Genomic DNA, 17,964 nt, shown 5'->3' with positions numbered 1-17,964 from the left:
CATATGAAACTATCGAAATAAAGCTTAAACACCCCCCTCTTCTATCCCCCTTTTCAATCAATTGACACGATGAATATCTAAACACTCTCTTCATTCATCAGCATCTCCTCTAATGAATTCGCTTTCACAAAACACTTACTTTGTTGGTGTAGAGAATAATACCTCTTCTTTCTTAATATTAACATCATGTACGTACGTGTCAATTGGTTTCCTGATTTTATTTTCACTATTTGTCTATAAATAAGTTTTTAGTTGTACGTACTGTGGGGAAATTGGCCGATAAACACATTTTCCCAATTAAAAAAAACCGCAATAATATATCATTACTACGGTTTAATCCTAAATATAACAATAACTCAAAGAAAGCCCTATTTATTTTTAAAAATTTACTGACTATCCCCCATACCTGTATAGGCTCTTACATTTCCGGTTGATAGATTTGCTCCTAATTCTTTATAAAGTGTTTTACCTTCTGCCGCCCACAGAAATCCTCTTCTCATAATCTCGGAAACCTCCGGCATAGCAACAATATCCGCATGATGGCCAAGTGAATTATAAAAAACGCGGCCTGCTCCCCAACGTTTCGTCCAAACAACTGGCATATCTACTGCTTTATTCGTTGAATGCGGACCATCAAAAATAGGGAAACGAGTGGTGGCCAACACTTCGACCGCCGGATCGACATGTAAGTAATATTGTTCACTCACAACTTTAAAGTCAGGCATCCCTTCTAAAAGTGGACTGGAAGAATGCATGATATTCACCATATATTCAATTCCATCATTTCCAGGATGCGCAACCCAATTACCTCCCGTCATAAATTGCCAGTCAACATTATTACGGAAAGAATCACACATCCCACCATGACAACCTGCTAAGCCTACTCCACTTACGACAGCTTCAGATATGTTGATCGCATAGTTATTTTTGATTTGTCCCATCGTCCAATGTGGAACAATTAAATCGAATGCTTTCATTTTTTCTACATCTTCATATGAATCTAGTGAATTTGAAACCTCAACGTCAAAATTCTCCTCTAGAAGGATACGATTAAAAATCTCTGCAACCTGCTCCGGCTCATGACCATCCCAGCCGCCCCAAACAATCAATGCTTTTTTATTCATACGTATGTATACACTCCTTTTCATATGGGTGTTCCTCTGATAATCACCATTTTTTCACAGATCTAGACTGTATTCCTCAAGTCCTGTTGGTAATGGCTTTGGTTGCTCACATGAGCTAGAAAGCTGATAATGAGTGTCACTAGCGGAAGCTTCGTGGATTCCATGCATGACCTCTAGAACATGGAACGTCAAATCGCCGTTAGCCCGATGAGTTCTTCCACTTCGGATGGCATATGCCATGTCGGCAATGCCTACACCCCGGCTATTATCTTGATAGCCATGTGTCAATGGGACTTCCTCCCATTCCTGGCTTCCATGCTTCCTTATTAAAACAGGGCCACCGAATGTGTTTGGATCTGGGACCATAATTGTACCTGTTGATCCGTAGATTTCCATATTCGGGAGTTTGGAACCTTTCACATCAAAACTAGTAATGATTGTTCCAATCGCCCCATTTTCGAAATCAAGTACACCAGCTATATGAGTAGGAACTTCTACTGTAATCTTTTGACCGTATTTAGGCTGGCTCGTAATCGTTCTTTCTTTAAAAGTAATTCTTGCCGATCTGGTTACTCGGCGAATAGGCCCGATTAAATTGATTAAGGCGGTTATGTAGTATGGGCCCATATCGAACATTGGGCCACCGCCCACTTGATAGAAAAATTCGGGATCTGGATGCCAAATTTCGTGACCTGGGAACATCATAAACGCAGTAGCCGCAACAACTTCTCCGATTTCCCCATCATCAATCAACTTCCTACACGTTTGGATGCCGCCACCTAAAAATGTGTCTGGTGCACCGCCAACCATGAGGTTTTTATCTTTGGCAATATCAAGAATTCTTTTTCCATCTTCAAGCGAGATTGCTAAAGGTTTTTCAACATATACGTGTTTTCCAGCTTCCAGTGCCCTAACACAAATTTCTGCGTGGGCTTTTGGGATAGTTAAATTAATGACAACCTCAATTTCTGGATCTGCTAATAATTCATCCACGGTATAAGCTTTAGGAATATTAAATTCTTCAGCACGCGCTTTTGCTCGATCGTAGTCTAAATCTGCACATGCAACGATGTCAAGAATCTCAAATTTTTCACCTGCTTGACAATAAATGCTGCTTATATTGCCGCAACCAATAATTCCCGCTTTGACACTCTTCATATTGTTTTCCTCCCAATAATGATTATTTTGCTATAGTTAACCTTTTACTGAACCAATGGCAACGCTTCCCATAATCTTTTTTGAAAATATGGAAAATACAATGATAATTGGTAATACGGAAATAGCTACACCTAAATAAAGCAATCCGAAATCCGTGCTGTAATAACCTTGAATCATCGCGACCACTACTGGCAGAGGATACTTTTCTTCTGAAAATAGTAATACGAGCGGACTAATGAAGTTATTCCAAGATCCAATGAAAGTAAAGATACCAATTGCTGCGAGAGCGGGGACAATCATCGGCATTATGATTCGATTATAAATTTTCCATTCGCCCGCACCATCAATCCGCGCAGATTCTATAATTTCGTCCGGTATACTGCCATCAATAAATTGCTTAATGAAAAAAACAGCAAATGTATTAGCTGCAGCTGGCAAGATAATGGCTGCATGTGTATCTAATAAATTCAACATACCAAGCCATTTGTAGCTACCTATTAATGCTAATTGGCCAGGTACCATCATTGTCGCAAGCATAAAGATAAATAGTTGTTTATTGAAACGAAATTTATATTTCGAAAAACCATAGGCTGTTAATCCACCAAAGTAAAGGGTTAAAACCGTCGAACCGGTAGAAATAATAATACTATTTAAAAATCCTCTGCCAATATTGACGTTTTCTATCATACTTTTAAAGTTAGATAGTAAGGCATCCCCAGGTAAATAAACAAAGGAAGCGGCTAACTCGGCATTCGTATGGGTGGAATAGATAATCATTAAATAGAAAGGAAAAAAACAAAATAATGCTAGGATGATTAGTGGCAGATAAAGAAAAAACAGACCCCACTTTTTTCTCTTTTTAGTAGTATTCGTATTTTTTCTTGTTTGAACATTTACATTGGAAAGCTCCATTATTCATGCCTCCTTTACTTTTTACGATAGGATACGACGAAAGAAATGATTGATAATATACCAATGACTAAAAATAAACAAAAAGCTAAAGTTGCACCGTAGCCGAACTTATTTTGTTCAAAGGCTGTTCTGTATAAATACATAACACTTGTAAGTGTTGAATCATTCGGCGCGCCAGATCCTTCAGTTAACATATAAGGCTGGTCAAAAATTTGCACACCGCCGATTAATGATGTAATCACCTGGAATAAAATAATTGGCTTTAAAAGCGGGATGGTGATTTTAAAAAATATTTGGACTTTACTGGCACCATCTATTTGTGCTGCTTCAGAATATTCATGGGAAATGCCTTGCAAACCGGCAATATAAATGAGCATAGAATATCCAAAATACTGGAAAAATAAGATTGCTGAAACTAGTAATCTCATAAATAGCGGATTATGTTTCCAATCAATGGCATCATTAAGTATTCCTAAACTTAGCAGCATTTGATTAACACTTCCCGATTTCCAATCAAACATTAAGCTAACTAGCAATCCTAATGAAGCAGCTGTTACAATGTTTGGAAAAAAGAAAACAGCTCGGAAAAAGTCTTTTCCTTTTAAATATCTTTCGGTTAATATAACTGCCAGCACCAAGCTTACAGTTAGTTGCGGGATAACTGATATGATCCAAATAAAAAAAGTATTAAATAGTGACTTAAAAAAGACCGGGTCTGTGAATGCCCTCAAATAGTTTTCGAATCCCACAAAAGCCGGCGCATCCAGTCCGTTCCAATTCGTAAAACTTAAATATAAGGAGTAGAGGATTGGATAAAAGCCAAAAATAAAAAAGATGATGAAAAATGGTGCAATGAACAAATAACCGTAATTATCTTTTTTAATTGCGTTAGAAAACATACGATATCTCCTCCCAATAAATGTAAAAAGCAAAAAATAGAAAAGGGAAAGCCCGGCTGAGTACCGGGCTATTGATTACTCAACTGTTATTTCTGGGAAGTCATGTTTTACTTCATCTTTAAATTTCTTAATAAATTCTTCTTTCGTTTTTATGGTGCCTTTAACGAAAGACTCCATATTGTTACCGAATATCGTTCCAATATCCCCATCAAACTCTGAACGCATAATTGCTTTAACCTTTTCACCTTCGATATTGAAAAACTCGAAGTACTTTTGTCCGCCAAGGAACTCATCCGTCAACTCATGTTCGAGTGCTTCGTTAACTTCCCGATTACTTGTAAAATAACTTTGCTCTTTCGCAAGCTGTGTTAAGAAATCATGGTCAAATGTATAGAATTGAAGAAAATCCCAAGCAAGCTCTTTATTATCACTCTTAGAATAAATAGAATAGAATGTTCCACCACCACTAAATGAACCTGGGCCATGTGCTAATCCCCATTGACCACTTGTTTCCGGTGCATTTCTTTTCAAAACATGTTGCAAATACCAAGTTGGTCCCGGGTAAAACATAACTTCACCTGATTGCATTGTTGCAAACATTCCCGGACTCCAATCTTCCAACATAGCCAAAGAGTTCGTATCTTTTGCTTTCATAGCCAAATCTAAAACTTTCATTCTTTCCTCATCAATGATTAATTTCCCATCTTCCACCCAAGGTGTTTCTACGTTTCCACCTTGCACAGCATTGATTGCATTCCAGTTAGATAATGCGTGAACTTTTCCACCACTTTCATCGTATACACGTTTACCAATTTCAAAGATTTTCTCCCATGATGAAATTAAGTCACTCACTTCCGCCGGGTCGTCTGTTCCTAAATATTGTTTCGCCAAATCACGACGATAATAAATGCCACCAGGCGTTCCTTGATAACCAAGCGCTTTCACTGACCCCTCTGAATCTTTTTCTGTCGCTTGTACATATTCATATTGTTGCTCAATGAGTTCATTGGCATCATAAGGAGCTTCTGACAAATTAACAATTGAAGGGTGATCAATAAATTTCCGTACAAATCCGTATTCTAGTGCAAACACATCAGGAGGTTTTACTCCTGTTTGCAATGCAGAGCGTAATTTGGTTTGATATTGATCACCAGGGATAAATTGAAAATTCACTTTCACATCTGGATTTTTTTCCATATATTTTTCGACCGCATACTTACCCTCGTCAGTAAAACTCCAAACAGTAATTTCCTTTTTACCAGAATCTTTGCCAGAACCTCCTTTGGCTTTTCCACCGCTGCCGCTTGTTCCTGATGAGCAGGCGGAACCAATAATAACAATGAGACTAATGATAAACATAAGAAAAAGCTTTCTATTTTTCATCCTAATTTCTCCCCCTTATATTTTGGAAATTGGCAACTGTGTATCCACTAGTAATGTTTAGAAGAACTTTATCATTCTCACAACCTTTCACAAGCTTTAGTTGTTTCATACTTTCTTTTTTTAGCGAATGGCACATTTGCTAAATCTTAATTTAACGATTAAACTAAGTTTACTTTTACTTGAAAGCGCTGTCAATGAATAAATGGAATTTTTAAAAATTTAAATTCTATTTAATATCTTGGTTAAATGGGATTAATAGCCGATAGGATGGATAACAATCGAAGTGAAAAATATAATAAAATGGTAACTTACAACAAATGATTAAACAAAGTCGGTCACTATGAACATTTTCTATTTAATGATAATATTTAAAAAATTGGTTTCTAAGGAGAATTATATGAAAAATTTGCAAACTGGTGACCAGACTCTAGTAAAAACAATGAATAAATCAATTATTTTAAAATTAATCGCAGACAAAGGACCTGTGTCTCGTGCACAGATTTCTAAAGTTACGGGGTTAAACAAAGCAACAGTATCGACGCAAGCGTTGGAACTGATTAATGACAATTTTGTTTATGAAATTGGCGTTGGAAAGTCGAGTGGCGGTAGAAAACCTGTGATGATATATTTTAATAATCTCGCTGGTTATTCTATCGGAATCGATTTAGGTGTAAATTATATTTTAGGCGTATTAACAGATCTAAGCGGAAATATTATTGAAGAAATTACTAAACCACTAAACGGAATAAATTTTGACTATATCATTAAAAACATCATTTCAACCATAGAAAATTTAATACATATGGCGCCCGATAGTCCGTATGGAATTGTCGGTATCGGTATTGGGGTACCAGGAATTGTAGATAAAAATGGCAATATCCTCTTTGCTCCAAACCTTAAATGGACACAGATAAATGTTAAAAAGATTATTGAAGATACGTTTAATATTCCGACCAGAATTGAAAATGAAGCAAACGCGGGGGCCTATGGAGAGCAACTGTATGGTGCTGGCAAAAATATCGGCAATATCATTTATATTAGTATAGGAATTGGGATTGGGGCGGGTATTATAATTAATAATATACTTTATACTGGTTCTTCGGGGATATCGGGAGAAATAGGGCATTTATCTATCGAAGCAAATGGGATAAAATGCTCATGTGGCAATCGGGGATGCTGGGAATTATACGCCTCTGAAAGTGTCCTTTTATCAGAAGTTGAAAAACATCAGGCGTTAACAGATGAGGATGGAAAAAATATCGAATCGATCATCAATGAGGCGCGGAACGGAAATATAAAAGTACTACAAATCTTAAATACAATAGGTGAATATATCGGTATTGGACTAACGAATATTATTAATACTTTTAACCCGGAAACGATTATTATTGGAAATCGTATGGCTCAATTTGCAAATTGGCTCACCAACCCAATAGAGCATATGTTAGAAGAGCGACTGTCCACATATCATAAAAATAACACTCAAATTTATTTTTCTGAGTTGGGAAACTATTCCTGTGCCCTTGGTGCCTCCTACTTTTCAATTTCCAATTTCTTTTCGAATAAAAAACTAACGGTAATTTAATCCCATCGAGTATAACAGGAAATATACGGTGGAGGCGCTATTAGTAAAAAATAAATGTTGCGAGATTAAGAGCCTAATACAAGACTTATTAGGGTAAATTTTTTAATATAAACTTACCCTAATATTATCTTGAATAAAATAACTTATCTTTATCAATTACATAACGATTATGTTCACCTTACTACCTTCTAGTTTAGATCACACCAAACCGATACTTCGTCACCGAAGAAAATGCCTCATCCTTCTCAAGCACCCACGACGGAAAATCCTCATGATTCACTGCATCTGGAAACCCTTGTGTCTCAAGGCAAACAGCAAGATGCGGGCGCGGCTTTGCTCCGTAAATCTCGACATCGCCTGAAAGCTGATTAGAAGTATAAACAACGACAGCCACTTCATCCGTTTCAATCGTCATCTTCCGTCCGCTCTCCTGATCCTCAAGGACGATTTCCTGATTGTGATTAGCATTCAACACAAATGGGTGGTCATATCCTCCGCCGGCGAGTTGGTTTTGCGGATCATTAGATTCAGCGCCAGTTCTTATCTTTCTTCCTTCACGAAAATCAAATGTTGTTCCTTCTACATTGATCAATTCTCCTGTAGGCAAAAGTTCATCATTTAACTCAAGGAACTTGTCGCTTTTTAATGTGAGCGTATGATCGAGGACATCACGTTTAATATCTCCGCTTAAGTTAAAATAAGAATGATTCGTGGCATTTAATAATGTAGTTTCATCCGATTTTCCTTCATAATGAATCGTAAACTCATTATCATTTGTCAGTGTGTATGTAACTTTCATTGTTAAATTTCCTGGATATCCTTCTTCACCGTCAGGACTCATATATGAAAATTCCACGCTTGCCTCGTCTTCTGTTTCCTTTATGGAAGTGTCCCAAATGACCTTGTCGAAACCTTTTAGCCCACCATGAAGATGGTTACCGTTTTCATTTTTCGCTACGGAATACGTTTTTTCATTTAATTCAAATGCTGCTCCACCAATTCTGCCGGCAACTCGCCCGACTACGCAGCCGAAATACGGGGAATGATTTACATAGTCTTCAATCTGATCATACCCAAGAACGATATTTTCATAGTTTCCTTCTTTGTCAGGAGTCATTATTTTTGTAATGATGCAGCCATAATCGATACATGTCACCTCTGTGCCTTGTTTGGTTGCGAGTGTAAACGCGTGCACAGGTGCATTTTCCAAGTGACCAAATAATTTCTTTGTTACTTTCATCTTCATCCCGCCTCTCATCTCTATATTGTCATCATAGTATCCACGTTCTTCCCTGTCAATTTGATTTATTCGTTTAATTACACTTAAAACCATACAATTTGAGTTGTTTTCATGTATAATAAAATAAATTGTACGAACGACTAATATTTAAACGAACAACTTGAAAGCAGGGATCTTATGAGTAAGCCGGCAAAGTATATGATCGTCATCGATAAAATAAAAGAATGGATTGCGAACGGAGATGTTAAGCCCGGTGAAAAAATTTATTCTGAGAACGAATTGACAAAAATGTTTAATGTCAGTAGGCATACAATCCGTCAAGCAGTGGGGCAACTTGTCCATGAGGGATTGCTTTATAGAGAGCAGGGAGCAGGTACATTTTGTTCAACTCCAAATGTACCATCAAAGCCACCACAAATGGCGGGAAAAAATATTGGGATTATTACAACGTATATTTCCGACTATATTTTTCCATCGATTATTAGAGGAATGGAGTCCTATTTGACTGCAAATGGATACTCGCTCACCATCTCTTGTACGGATAACGATTTGGATAAGGAAAAGCAATGCTTGGAAGCCATGCTCAGCCGGAATATCGATGGTCTCATTATTGAGCCAACAAAAAGTAGTGGCTATAATCCAAATATCCATTACTATTTGGAACTGGAACGAAGAAATATTCCGTATTTAATGATCAATCAATATTACTCCCAACTGAATCCTCCTTACATCATGCTTGATGATGAAAAAGGTGGATATATCGCTACAGACTATTTATTTAGCCAAGGACATGAAAAAATCATTGGTATCTTTAAAACAGACGACATGCAAGGAGTCCTTCGGATGAAGGGGTTCATACGTGCTTTCAGGGAAAACAATATTCCTTTTTTAAACGATACGATTATTTCATATACGACGGAAGACTTAAATAATGGCCTGACAGATAAGCTAAAAGAAATTTTAGAAAATCCAGCCGTCCCATCAGGGATTATTTGTTATAACGATGAGGTCGCTCTAACCACTATTAATTTTCTCCGTGAAAATGGCTATAAGGTTCCAGATGATATTTCTATTGTTGGCTATGATGATTCACATTTGGCCGAAGTGTCAGAAGTGAAGATTACTTCAGTCACTCATCCAAAAGCAAAAATGGGAGAGGATGCAGCGAAGTGGATTGTTGACGCAGTAGAAAACAATGGGGCATCCAAGCAAGAATCGATTATTTATGAACCTGAGCTAGTGATTAGGAATTCTACAAAAGTGTTGGAAGGTTTAACAATAACGGAATAAAAAATATTCAAGTCCAGGCATTTAGAAATCGCCTGGACTTTTATTTTAATTATATTCCAATTCTTCATTCAAAAATCTTAGCATCGTAAATCGGTCTCGTAGTTTATGCGCTTCCAGCATACTGTCTGTGACGAGGCTATCATGGATCCCAAGCTCGGTCGTGCTTGATTCGCCACCTGTTTTTTCAATTAGTTTTTCAAAATAGGCAGATTCAGGAATCTTGTTCAAAATCGCCTTAATCTCCTGTTGATTGTCTTTAATTCTTTTTCTCATAAAAGCATCTTTTACTTGGGACGGGTCTAATAAAATTGCCTGCATCTCTTCTTTATATAATTGAGCGAGTAATGGTGTCGAAACGCCAACTTTTGCACCGTGAAGGACTTGGGGACGCCTTTCACGTAAAAATTCCATTTCCCAGTAATGTGAAAGGTGATGCTCCCCTCCTGACGCTGGGTGAGACTGGCCAAACACAAGCATGGCAAGCCCCGAGACGATCAGAGCTTCAATTAAAGCCGTAATTCCGGTTTCATTTCGGCGGGCAATATTATCCTTATTCACAATACATTTTTCCAAAGCTTCCTTTGTCATCGATTCCACAAGCTCACAATACGGTTCGTCTGCCATGAGCGCCCCGAATTTCCAGTCGGCAAGCGAAGTGAATTTGGCAATCATATCCCCGAAACCAGCCGCAACCATTTCCGGAGGAGCACTCACCAACACATCAATATCAGCAAAAACGGCAATTGGAGCCTGCGTTTGGAATGTTTTTTTGAAGCCTCTGATGATGAGCGGTGCTCCCATCGACGTAAAACCATCCACAGACGGAGCCGTGGGAATTGAAATAAATGGCTTTTCCGTTTTTTCGCTGCAAAATCTTGTTACATCATGAAGCGTTCCCGCGCCAACTGAGAGAAGGACATCCGCTTCACGCGGCATCCCGAGAAGGGCTTGCACAATCACCTTTTCATCAGCCGCAACGTCCCCATTTTCATCGGGGTCAACGAGGCAAACCGTGTGGTGGATTGCTGCTTTTTTAAGTAAGTTAGAAAGCTTTTCACCAGCCGCTTTGAACGTATGCTCGTCGACAACCAACACGGCATGTTGAAAACCTTTTTTCTGTAAAAAATTTATCGATTGTTCGAGCGCACCTTTTTCGATGACAATCTCCTCAATTGGAATTGAATTGTGATTGTTTCCGCATTGGCATTTAGATGCTAGATTGGCAATTTCTATTAATCTATCGTTCATATGATGGATTTCCTAGCTTCGGATTTTCTCATTTATGATCCGCCTCTCTGTTTTGTGCAATTTTTCCGTATATTCAATATAGTTTTCGTGTACGTACATGTCAAATGGAAGGATTGAATTCTAAGAAAAAAAACACCTCATTTACCTGAGGTGCTATTTTTTAACGTTCACATGCAATTGAATCTTTATCTCGATCCAATTTTTTATTAGCGTCGTAGAGTGCCTTTGATACAAACGGCTTGTATTTCGTTTTTCCGCCTTTGTTTTTCACTTTAGCAGAACTAGCGACGCCACCTTTATAATCTTTATTTAAGGCTGTGCAGTTTTTATACTTGACGATTTTCGTTTTCGCTTCTGCTTCAGTTGGTTGAGAGGTAGCAAAGCCAAGAACTAATCCAAAAGCTAATAAAATAATAGAAATGCGTTTCATACATTTTCCCCTTTCCTTTTCCATTTTTAATATAATCATATGCCCATTTTCCAATTTTTACAATACAAAAAAGGTCAGTTTCCAATCAAGAAACTGACCTTTTTAATTAACCTACTAGTTCATCAACCATTTTCATGACTTCTTTTTCAAGTTTAGCTATTTTTGCCGAGCTATCCTCCATGGTTTCACCTTTTACAGCGAAATAGAATTTAGCTTTTGGCTCCGTACCTGAAGGTCGAACGCAGAACCATGATCCGTCTGCCAAGATGAATTTTAATACATTTGATTTTGGCAAATCAATCACGGATTTTTCTCCGGATTGCATATCAAAGTGCTCGCTCGTTGCGTAGTCTTCCAACGTCGCAATGCTGATGCCCGCCACTTCTTTTGGAGGATTCGCACGGAATGCTTCTAAAATCCCCGCAATTTGTTCCGCGCCATCTTTACCTTTTAATGTCAATGATTGCAATGATTCTTGATAATATCCGTATTTTTCAAAGAGCTCGAGCAATCCGTCGTAGAGCGATTTCCCTTGTGTTTTATAATAAGCTGCCACTTCTGCCGCAAAAACGGCAGTCTGGACCGCATCTTTATCCCGCACAAAATCGCCGATTAAATAGCCATAGCTCTCTTCATAACCGAATAAAAAGGTATGCTCACCCGTTTGTTCATACTCTTTGATTTTTTCACCGATAAATTTAAAGCCTGTCAGTGTATCGAGAGCAGCGATGCCAAAACTATTTGCAATCGTACGACCGATTTCCGACGTTACGATTGTTTTAATAGCAATCCCGTTTTCAGGAAGTGTACCGTTTTTCTGTTTCTGTTCAAGAATATAATGCAGCAATAGTGCACCTGTTTGATTTCCCGATAGAACAACATACTCACCTTCGTGATTTTTCACAGCAACCCCAAGGCGATCAGCGTCTGGATCGGTTCCAATCAGAATATCGGCGTCAATTTCTTTTCCATCGCGAATGGCAAGCTCAAATGCGGCATGTTCTTCAGGATTGGGTGATTTTACTGTTGAAAAATTTGGATCTGGTAGCTCCTGCTCTTTTACGACCGTCACATTTTCAAATCCAAATGCTTGAAGTCCGTCGCGAACAGGATGATTGGCTGTTCCGTGAAGCGGAGTAAATACAATTTTAAGGTCCTTCCCAACTTGCTCCGCTACTTCATGATTCAATTGGATTGATTTCATTGCTTCAATGTATGCGCGGTCCACCTTTTCGCCAATATATGTAAGCAAGCCATCACGAATAAGCTCATCTTCATTTCCAGCTTCAATCTCAAGCTCGCTTCCAGCCGCCTGAACATAACTGATAATGACATCAGCTGGCCCTGGAGGAAGCTGCCCGCCATCTTCACCGTACATTTTTAAACCATTGTATTCCGGTGGATTATGGCTTGCCGTAATCACAACGCCAGCAAAAGCATGCAAATAGCGAACGGCAAAAGAAAGAACTGGAGTCGGTCGCAAGCTTTCGAATAAATATGCCTGAACCCCATGCTTCCCAACTGTTTTTGCTACTTCGAGCGCGAATTCCGGAGACATATGACGAGAATCATAGGCAATGACAACGCCGCGAGCCATCGTTTCTTTCCCTTGTTCTACTATGTATCTTGCCAGCCCTTCAGCCGCTTTTCTTACTGTATACACATTCATCCGGTTCGTGCCCGGCCCAATCTCACCGCGCATACCACCCGTACCAAATTCCAATTCCTTATAAAAACTATCCTCGAGCAGCTTATCATTCTCTTGAATCGCAACTAACTGCTCCTTTAATGAAAGATCAAGAGATTCATACCCAAGCCACTGATCCATCTTCGTCTTCCAAGACATATCCTAAAACCCCTTTTCCGCATTCGGGGGGTGCCTGTCACCACCCGAATTTTGTCGAATAATATTTTCATAGCTCATACTTTGAAAGGTTAATGATGTCACTTGCAATATCTGTTGGTTTTTTATGTACAGTATTCAAGAGATAAGGTTTGTTAAATGGTGTGTCATTCTCGAGTTGATTTAATAGAAATAATGAACGATCGATCATAAACGTATCTCCACGTTTATTGATACGTTCAATCAATATTTCCTCATCTGCTCGCAAAACTACGTATTTAATTTTCACATCCATTTGGGCAAAATGCCTACAAAACCAATCAAGTTCATCTTCAACAACGGTATCGATGACGACATGAAAATCATGCTGAAGAAGTGTATTTGTTAAGGCAAGTGTACCTTTCCACATGATTGCCAGCTGTTCTTCCCATGGAGGTGAAGAGGCTTCATCATACATATTTAAAAAGTCATCGCTATGAATGAGAGCACTCTTTGGCACTTGCCGTGCAATTTCCTTGGCCACGGTCGACTTTCCAACACCACATGGTCCGGAAATAATAAAAATATTGCGTTCGCCCATTGTAGTTATCAACCCCCGGACTGCCTACATCAAATTTAGCTTTATTCTTTCCACCATGGCAAAAAAATTGAACGGTTGGAACATATTTTTATCTCTTCAAATGAAAGCTGCAACTGCTTATAATAATACCGTTATATCAGGCTTCCCTCAACTATTGTTCTACACGAAAATACGACAACTTTGGAGAATTCATAGAAAAATTGTCAATTAATGTAGATTTGGGGCGTGCCTGTCACGCCCCGAAAAATGTCGATTTTTCATCATTTATCTTTCCTCAATAATAAAGCCCCGCGGAGCTTTTTAGCTCAGCGGGGCTGGATCATTTCCTTATGGTTTTCGACAAAAGTCGGGTAGTGCCAGGCACCTTATACTTCCGGAATAACGATGTCCACTTCTCGACCTTGTGCGGAAGAGCGCAGGATTCCATCAATGATGGCTTGGTTGATGAGGATTTCCTCACCCGGAATCGGCGCAGGCCCACCTTCTTGAATGGCATCCACAAATGCCCGAACTTTTTCATAAAAGATGTTTCGATCATGCTTTTGAACAGCAATTGGGCTTTCCGTATGGTGACCTTGAATATCATGGAAAAGCGTGATGGAACCAATACCGCCGTCCCAGACACCACTCCATGGACCGCTGCCAGCAGGAGTCAACTTTAAGCCAGCATCCGTACCAAGGAAGAGTGTTGGTCCCAAGGAATCCATGTGCATCGCCCATGAGATTTTAAAGTTAAGGACTTTTCCGCCTTCCAATCGTACGAGCGCAACTCCGAAATCTTCCACTTCGAATTTTTCTGCTTCACGATGATATGTAGGGTTTGTCCCAAAATGATTCGATGTATAAGCCGATACACTAAGCGGTTTCGGATAACCGAGTGCATTCAAAGCTAAATCAAGAGAATAGCAGCCAATATCGGCCATTGCTCCGGCTCCGGCAAGTTCTTTATTAATAAACGTACCACCTGGCATTCCTCTTCTACGGCCTCCGCCAGTTTGTACATAATAAACATTACCTAATTGACCTGATTGAACAATGTCTTTCACAGCTTGCATATTCGGATCATATCTTGGTTGGAAGCCGACTGTTAATATTTTCTCCGCTTTCTTTCCTGCTTGTACCATTTCTACGCCTTGTTCAAGTGTTACTGCAAGTGGCTTTTCGACTAAAACGTGTTTGCCGGCATTCAGTGCATCCACACTTGTCCGGTGGTGGGCAACGTTTGGTGTACAAACACTTACACCGTCTAAATCCAAATCCAACAACTCTAGATGACTATTAAAAGCTTTCGCCCCAGTCAATCCCAGCTTTTCAATAAATTGCTCTGCCCTACCTGGCACCACATCCGCTACTGCAGCAATCTCCACATCCGGCATTTGCAGATAAGACCTTGCATGAGCTTGGGCAATCCCACCGCTCCCAATAATTCCAATCTTAATCGTTCTTGTCATATTTGCCTCCCCCATTCGGGTGGTGACAGGCACCACCCGGATTTTGTCGAATTTTATTTGAAGATTTTTTCTAGGTTTTCTTTCGCTTTAATGATGCCTTGTTGTTCTTTTTCGAGCGTTCCCCAATAGCGATGGTCTTCAAGTTCAATACTGATTGGGCCTTGATAGCCGATTCCGTCTAGACGTATAGCGACTTTTTCCCATTCTACTGCACCGTGACCTGGAATTGTATATCTCCATGAACCTTCTGAAAAACCATACTTTGTTCCGAATGTAGCGGGTAGAATCCCAACTTCATAGAGATCATCCGTTAAAATTTCCGTATCTTTTCCGTGGCAGTAATTAACTTTTTCACCGAATTCCGTTAAGAAGCGCAGATAATCAATCCCTAAACGAACAAGATGCGACGGATCATAATTCAAACCAAAATGATTGGAAGGAATGACTTCAAACATCGCACGCAGCATTTCCGGCGTACAGCCAATCGTTGGATAATGTGGAGCCGGACCTGGCCAACCTTCCAGTGCAAAGTAAACGCCTTCTTTTTCCGCATGCTTCACAATGTCCGGAAACGTTTCTTTCCAAATGCCAAAGCTCTTATCACGGGACAAAGTTACATCCTTTGGCGCAAGACAGATAAAGACTGTTTTTCCTCCAAGTTGGGAAATACTGCTCAATTGTTGTTTCAGGGCATCAACTGCCTCTCCGCGCTGAGCTTCATCCTCACTCAGCAAGTTGGTCATACCTACAGCACCTACACCATCAATGGATCCTACTTCGAGGCCAGCACCTTCCAATATTCCTTTGACCTCTTCGTTATAATATGGGACATCAATGACATCTATTCCGGCACTTTTGGCCCAATCTGCCAGATTTTCCATTCCTAGAGCTCCCAGCTTTGGTGGGATACGCATTCCAATTTTATGAGTCATATTTTGAAAAACCTCCGAGTTTTTTATATAAAAATCTAGCACATTACTACATTATTTAATTCCACTAAACGTAATCCCTTGAATAAATGTTCTTTGCATAAAGAAGAACATAATGATAATTGGCAAGGTCATCATCGTTGATACAGCCATCATTAAGCCCCACTCAGTTCCCATCTGGTTTTGGAACTGCTGAAGACCTAACGACAAGGTGTATTGAGTTTCATCTGTTAAGTAAAGCAATGGACCAAGGAAGTCTGTCCAGCTACCCATAAATTGGAATAATCCGACAGCTAAAATAGCGGGTCTCGCTAATGGAAGCATGATTTGCAAATAAATTCTAAATTCTGATGCACCATCAATTTTTGCAGAGTCCCTTAATGTATCAGGAAGCCCCATAAAGAATTGACGCAATAAAAATATGTAAAAAGGTGCACCAAAAAATGCGGGTACGATTAATGGCAGAGGTGTTCCTACCCAACCGAATTTATTAAACAATAGGAATAAAGGAATCATCGTTACTTGACCTGGAATCATCATAACCGCAATGGTAATGATGAAAAATACATGACGTCCCTTCCATTTCAGTTTTGCGAAACTATAAGCAACCAATGGACAAGAAATAATCACACCCAATGTACTTAAAAGAGTTATGATGACTGTGTTATTTAAATACGTAAAAAACGGAATATATTCCATTGCATCTAAGTAATTCTGCCAGCGAAATGGATTAGGTATCCATTCTGGAGGAAATTTAAAGATCTGTGTGATCTCTTTTAAAGAGGTTGATACCAACCAAATAAATGGGATAATAAAGAAAATTGATGCAATAATGAGACATACATGAGCTAATGTAAATTGAATTCTTTTTTTAACAATTGGTTGCATTCAAAACACTCCTTTCTACTCCCCTTGATAATGAACCCAACGCTTTGATGTCATAAAGATGACTGCTGTTAAAGCCATAATGATTACGAACAGAATCCAAGCCATTGCAGAAGCATAACCCATTTTGAAAAACTTAAATCCATTATCATATAAATACATGACGTAGAAAGTTAGAGATTCTGCAGGGGAACCTTGGCCGTTAGTCATCGTATACGGTAAGGTAAATTGTTGGAATGCCCCGATCGTTCCCATGACTAAGTTAAAGAATATAACGGGTGTAAGTAGTGGTAATGTGATATGGAACGTTCTTTGTATCCAGTTGGCACCATCCACTTCTGCAGCTTCGTAAAATTCTTCCGGTATATCTCCAAGCCCAGCAAGGTAGATGATAACGGCTTGTCCAATTCCCCAAAGTGACATTAAGATAAGTGATGGCTTAGACCAAGTTACACTACCAAGCCAGTTTGGTCCTTGGATACCGAAAAAGTCCAACGTTCCGTTAATCAAACCAAAACCTGGATTTAACAACCACATCCAAAGGACTGCCATTGCAACATGAGGCACAAGAGTAGGTAAGAAATAGATGGTCCGATAGACGGCCATGCCTTTCACCTTCATATTGAGCATCATAGCTAAGGCAACACCAAAGATAATGCTTAATGGAACAAAAAAGACGGCAAAATAAATCGTATTATAGATGGACTTCCAAAATAAATCATCATGAAACAGATCTTTATAGTTTTGAAGCCCAATAAATTCACCAGGCTGTAAAATACTATATGTAGTAAAACTAAAGTAAATGGAAGAAAATAAAGGTAAGGCAAAGAACATAATTAGGCCAATAATCCATGGAGAAGCAAATAGCCAACCCGTCCAATTTTCTTTTGCAAAAAATGAGTTTTTCTTGCTGGTTTGCCTGACAACTTGAGTAGAACTTTCAATCTTTGCCAATTTCCGCAACTCCTTTCATGAATAAAAGGGAGAGAGCGAGTCCCTCCCTTATA

At 39.1% G+C, this 17,964-nt stretch carries 16 protein-coding genes; 2 read left to right on the top strand and 14 right to left on the bottom strand.

Translation table 11 applies throughout. The annotated features are described in order from the left end of the window. Positions 1–386 precede the first annotated feature (386 nt). The 5 genes from KHA88_RS12450 to KHA88_RS12430 form a co-directional block, all read right to left on the bottom strand. Positions 387–1,124: a ThuA domain-containing protein gene (locus KHA88_RS12450; RefSeq protein WP_213098298.1), complete on the bottom strand. Its 738-nt coding sequence runs from the start codon at positions 1,122–1,124 to the stop codon at positions 387–389. A 54-nt stretch (positions 1,125–1,178) separates the two neighbouring features. Beyond that, positions 1,179–2,282, bottom strand: coding sequence for a Gfo/Idh/MocA family protein (locus KHA88_RS12445; protein ID WP_213122102.1), 1,104 nt, complete (start codon positions 2,280–2,282; stop codon positions 1,179–1,181). A gap of 36 nt (positions 2,283–2,318) precedes the next feature. Beyond that, complete coding sequence (locus KHA88_RS12440) at positions 2,319–3,194, bottom strand: carbohydrate ABC transporter permease (RefSeq protein ID WP_213098300.1); 876 nt, start codon at positions 3,192–3,194, stop codon at positions 2,319–2,321. A gap of 14 nt (positions 3,195–3,208) precedes the next feature. Continuing rightward, positions 3,209–4,093: a carbohydrate ABC transporter permease gene (locus KHA88_RS12435; RefSeq protein ID WP_213107858.1), complete on the bottom strand. Its 885-nt coding sequence runs from the start codon at positions 4,091–4,093 to the stop codon at positions 3,209–3,211. 75 nt (positions 4,094–4,168) lie between these two features. Then, a complete protein-coding gene (locus KHA88_RS12430; RefSeq protein ID WP_249313091.1) occupies positions 4,169–5,476 on the bottom strand; it encodes an ABC transporter substrate-binding protein in 1,308 nt (435 codons plus the stop codon). 397 nt (positions 5,477–5,873) lie between these two features. On the opposite strand from KHA88_RS12430, the gene KHA88_RS12425 reads away from it, so the two are divergent. Next, positions 5,874–7,061: an ROK family protein gene (locus tag KHA88_RS12425; protein WP_213122101.1), complete on the top strand. Its 1,188-nt coding sequence runs from the start codon at positions 5,874–5,876 to the stop codon at positions 7,059–7,061. A 193-nt stretch (positions 7,062–7,254) separates the two neighbouring features. On the opposite strand, the gene KHA88_RS12420 is transcribed toward KHA88_RS12425, so the two are convergent. Continuing rightward, the gene (locus KHA88_RS12420; RefSeq protein ID WP_213122310.1) at positions 7,255–8,301 is read right to left on the bottom strand and encodes an aldose epimerase family protein; all 1,047 of its coding nucleotides are present in this window, start codon (positions 8,299–8,301) and stop codon (positions 7,255–7,257) included. 177 nt (positions 8,302–8,478) lie between these two features. On the opposite strand from KHA88_RS12420, the gene KHA88_RS12415 reads away from it, so the two are divergent. Continuing rightward, on the top strand, positions 8,479–9,591 hold the full coding sequence (locus KHA88_RS12415; RefSeq protein WP_213122100.1) for a GntR family transcriptional regulator: 1,113 nt from the start codon (positions 8,479–8,481) through the stop codon (positions 9,589–9,591). Between the two features lie 45 nt (positions 9,592–9,636). Here KHA88_RS12415 and KHA88_RS12410 read toward each other — a convergent pair whose 3' ends face one another. The 8 genes from KHA88_RS12410 to KHA88_RS12375 all read right to left on the bottom strand — a co-directional run bounded on the left by KHA88_RS12410 (position 9,637) and on the right by KHA88_RS12375 (position 17,911). After that, positions 9,637–10,839 (bottom strand): sn-glycerol-1-phosphate dehydrogenase, encoded by a 1,203-nt coding sequence (locus KHA88_RS12410; RefSeq protein WP_213122099.1) that lies wholly within the window; start codon positions 10,837–10,839, stop codon positions 9,637–9,639. Positions 10,840–10,999: 160 nt separating this feature from the next. Continuing rightward, on the bottom strand, positions 11,000–11,269 hold the full coding sequence (locus tag KHA88_RS12405; protein WP_213107855.1) for an excalibur calcium-binding domain-containing protein: 270 nt from the start codon (positions 11,267–11,269) through the stop codon (positions 11,000–11,002). Positions 11,270–11,375: 106 nt separating this feature from the next. Beyond that, the gene (locus KHA88_RS12400; protein ID WP_213122098.1) at positions 11,376–13,115 is read right to left on the bottom strand and encodes a phospho-sugar mutase; all 1,740 of its coding nucleotides are present in this window, start codon (positions 13,113–13,115) and stop codon (positions 11,376–11,378) included. Positions 13,116–13,182: 67 nt separating this feature from the next. Further along, complete coding sequence (locus KHA88_RS12395; protein ID WP_249308455.1) at positions 13,183–13,692, bottom strand: AAA family ATPase; 510 nt, start codon at positions 13,690–13,692, stop codon at positions 13,183–13,185. A gap of 365 nt (positions 13,693–14,057) precedes the next feature. After that, complete coding sequence (locus KHA88_RS12390) at positions 14,058–15,143, bottom strand: Gfo/Idh/MocA family protein (RefSeq protein WP_213122097.1); 1,086 nt, start codon at positions 15,141–15,143, stop codon at positions 14,058–14,060. 53 nt (positions 15,144–15,196) lie between these two features. Further along, on the bottom strand, positions 15,197–16,075 hold the full coding sequence (locus KHA88_RS12385; RefSeq protein WP_213098308.1) for a sugar phosphate isomerase/epimerase family protein: 879 nt from the start codon (positions 16,073–16,075) through the stop codon (positions 15,197–15,199). A gap of 51 nt (positions 16,076–16,126) precedes the next feature. After that, positions 16,127–16,960 (bottom strand): carbohydrate ABC transporter permease, encoded by an 834-nt coding sequence (locus KHA88_RS12380; protein WP_213098309.1) that lies wholly within the window; start codon positions 16,958–16,960, stop codon positions 16,127–16,129. 15 nt (positions 16,961–16,975) lie between these two features. Further along, on the bottom strand, positions 16,976–17,911 hold the full coding sequence (locus KHA88_RS12375) for a carbohydrate ABC transporter permease (protein WP_346728977.1): 936 nt from the start codon (positions 17,909–17,911) through the stop codon (positions 16,976–16,978). Between the last annotated feature and the right edge of the window lie 53 nt (positions 17,912–17,964).

This window comes from Lederbergia citrea (assembly GCF_018343525.1).
GTDB lineage: Bacteria > Bacillota > Bacilli > Bacillales > Bacillaceae_C > Lederbergia > Lederbergia citrea.
This window is presented reverse-complemented; position numbering and strand designations above follow the sequence as displayed.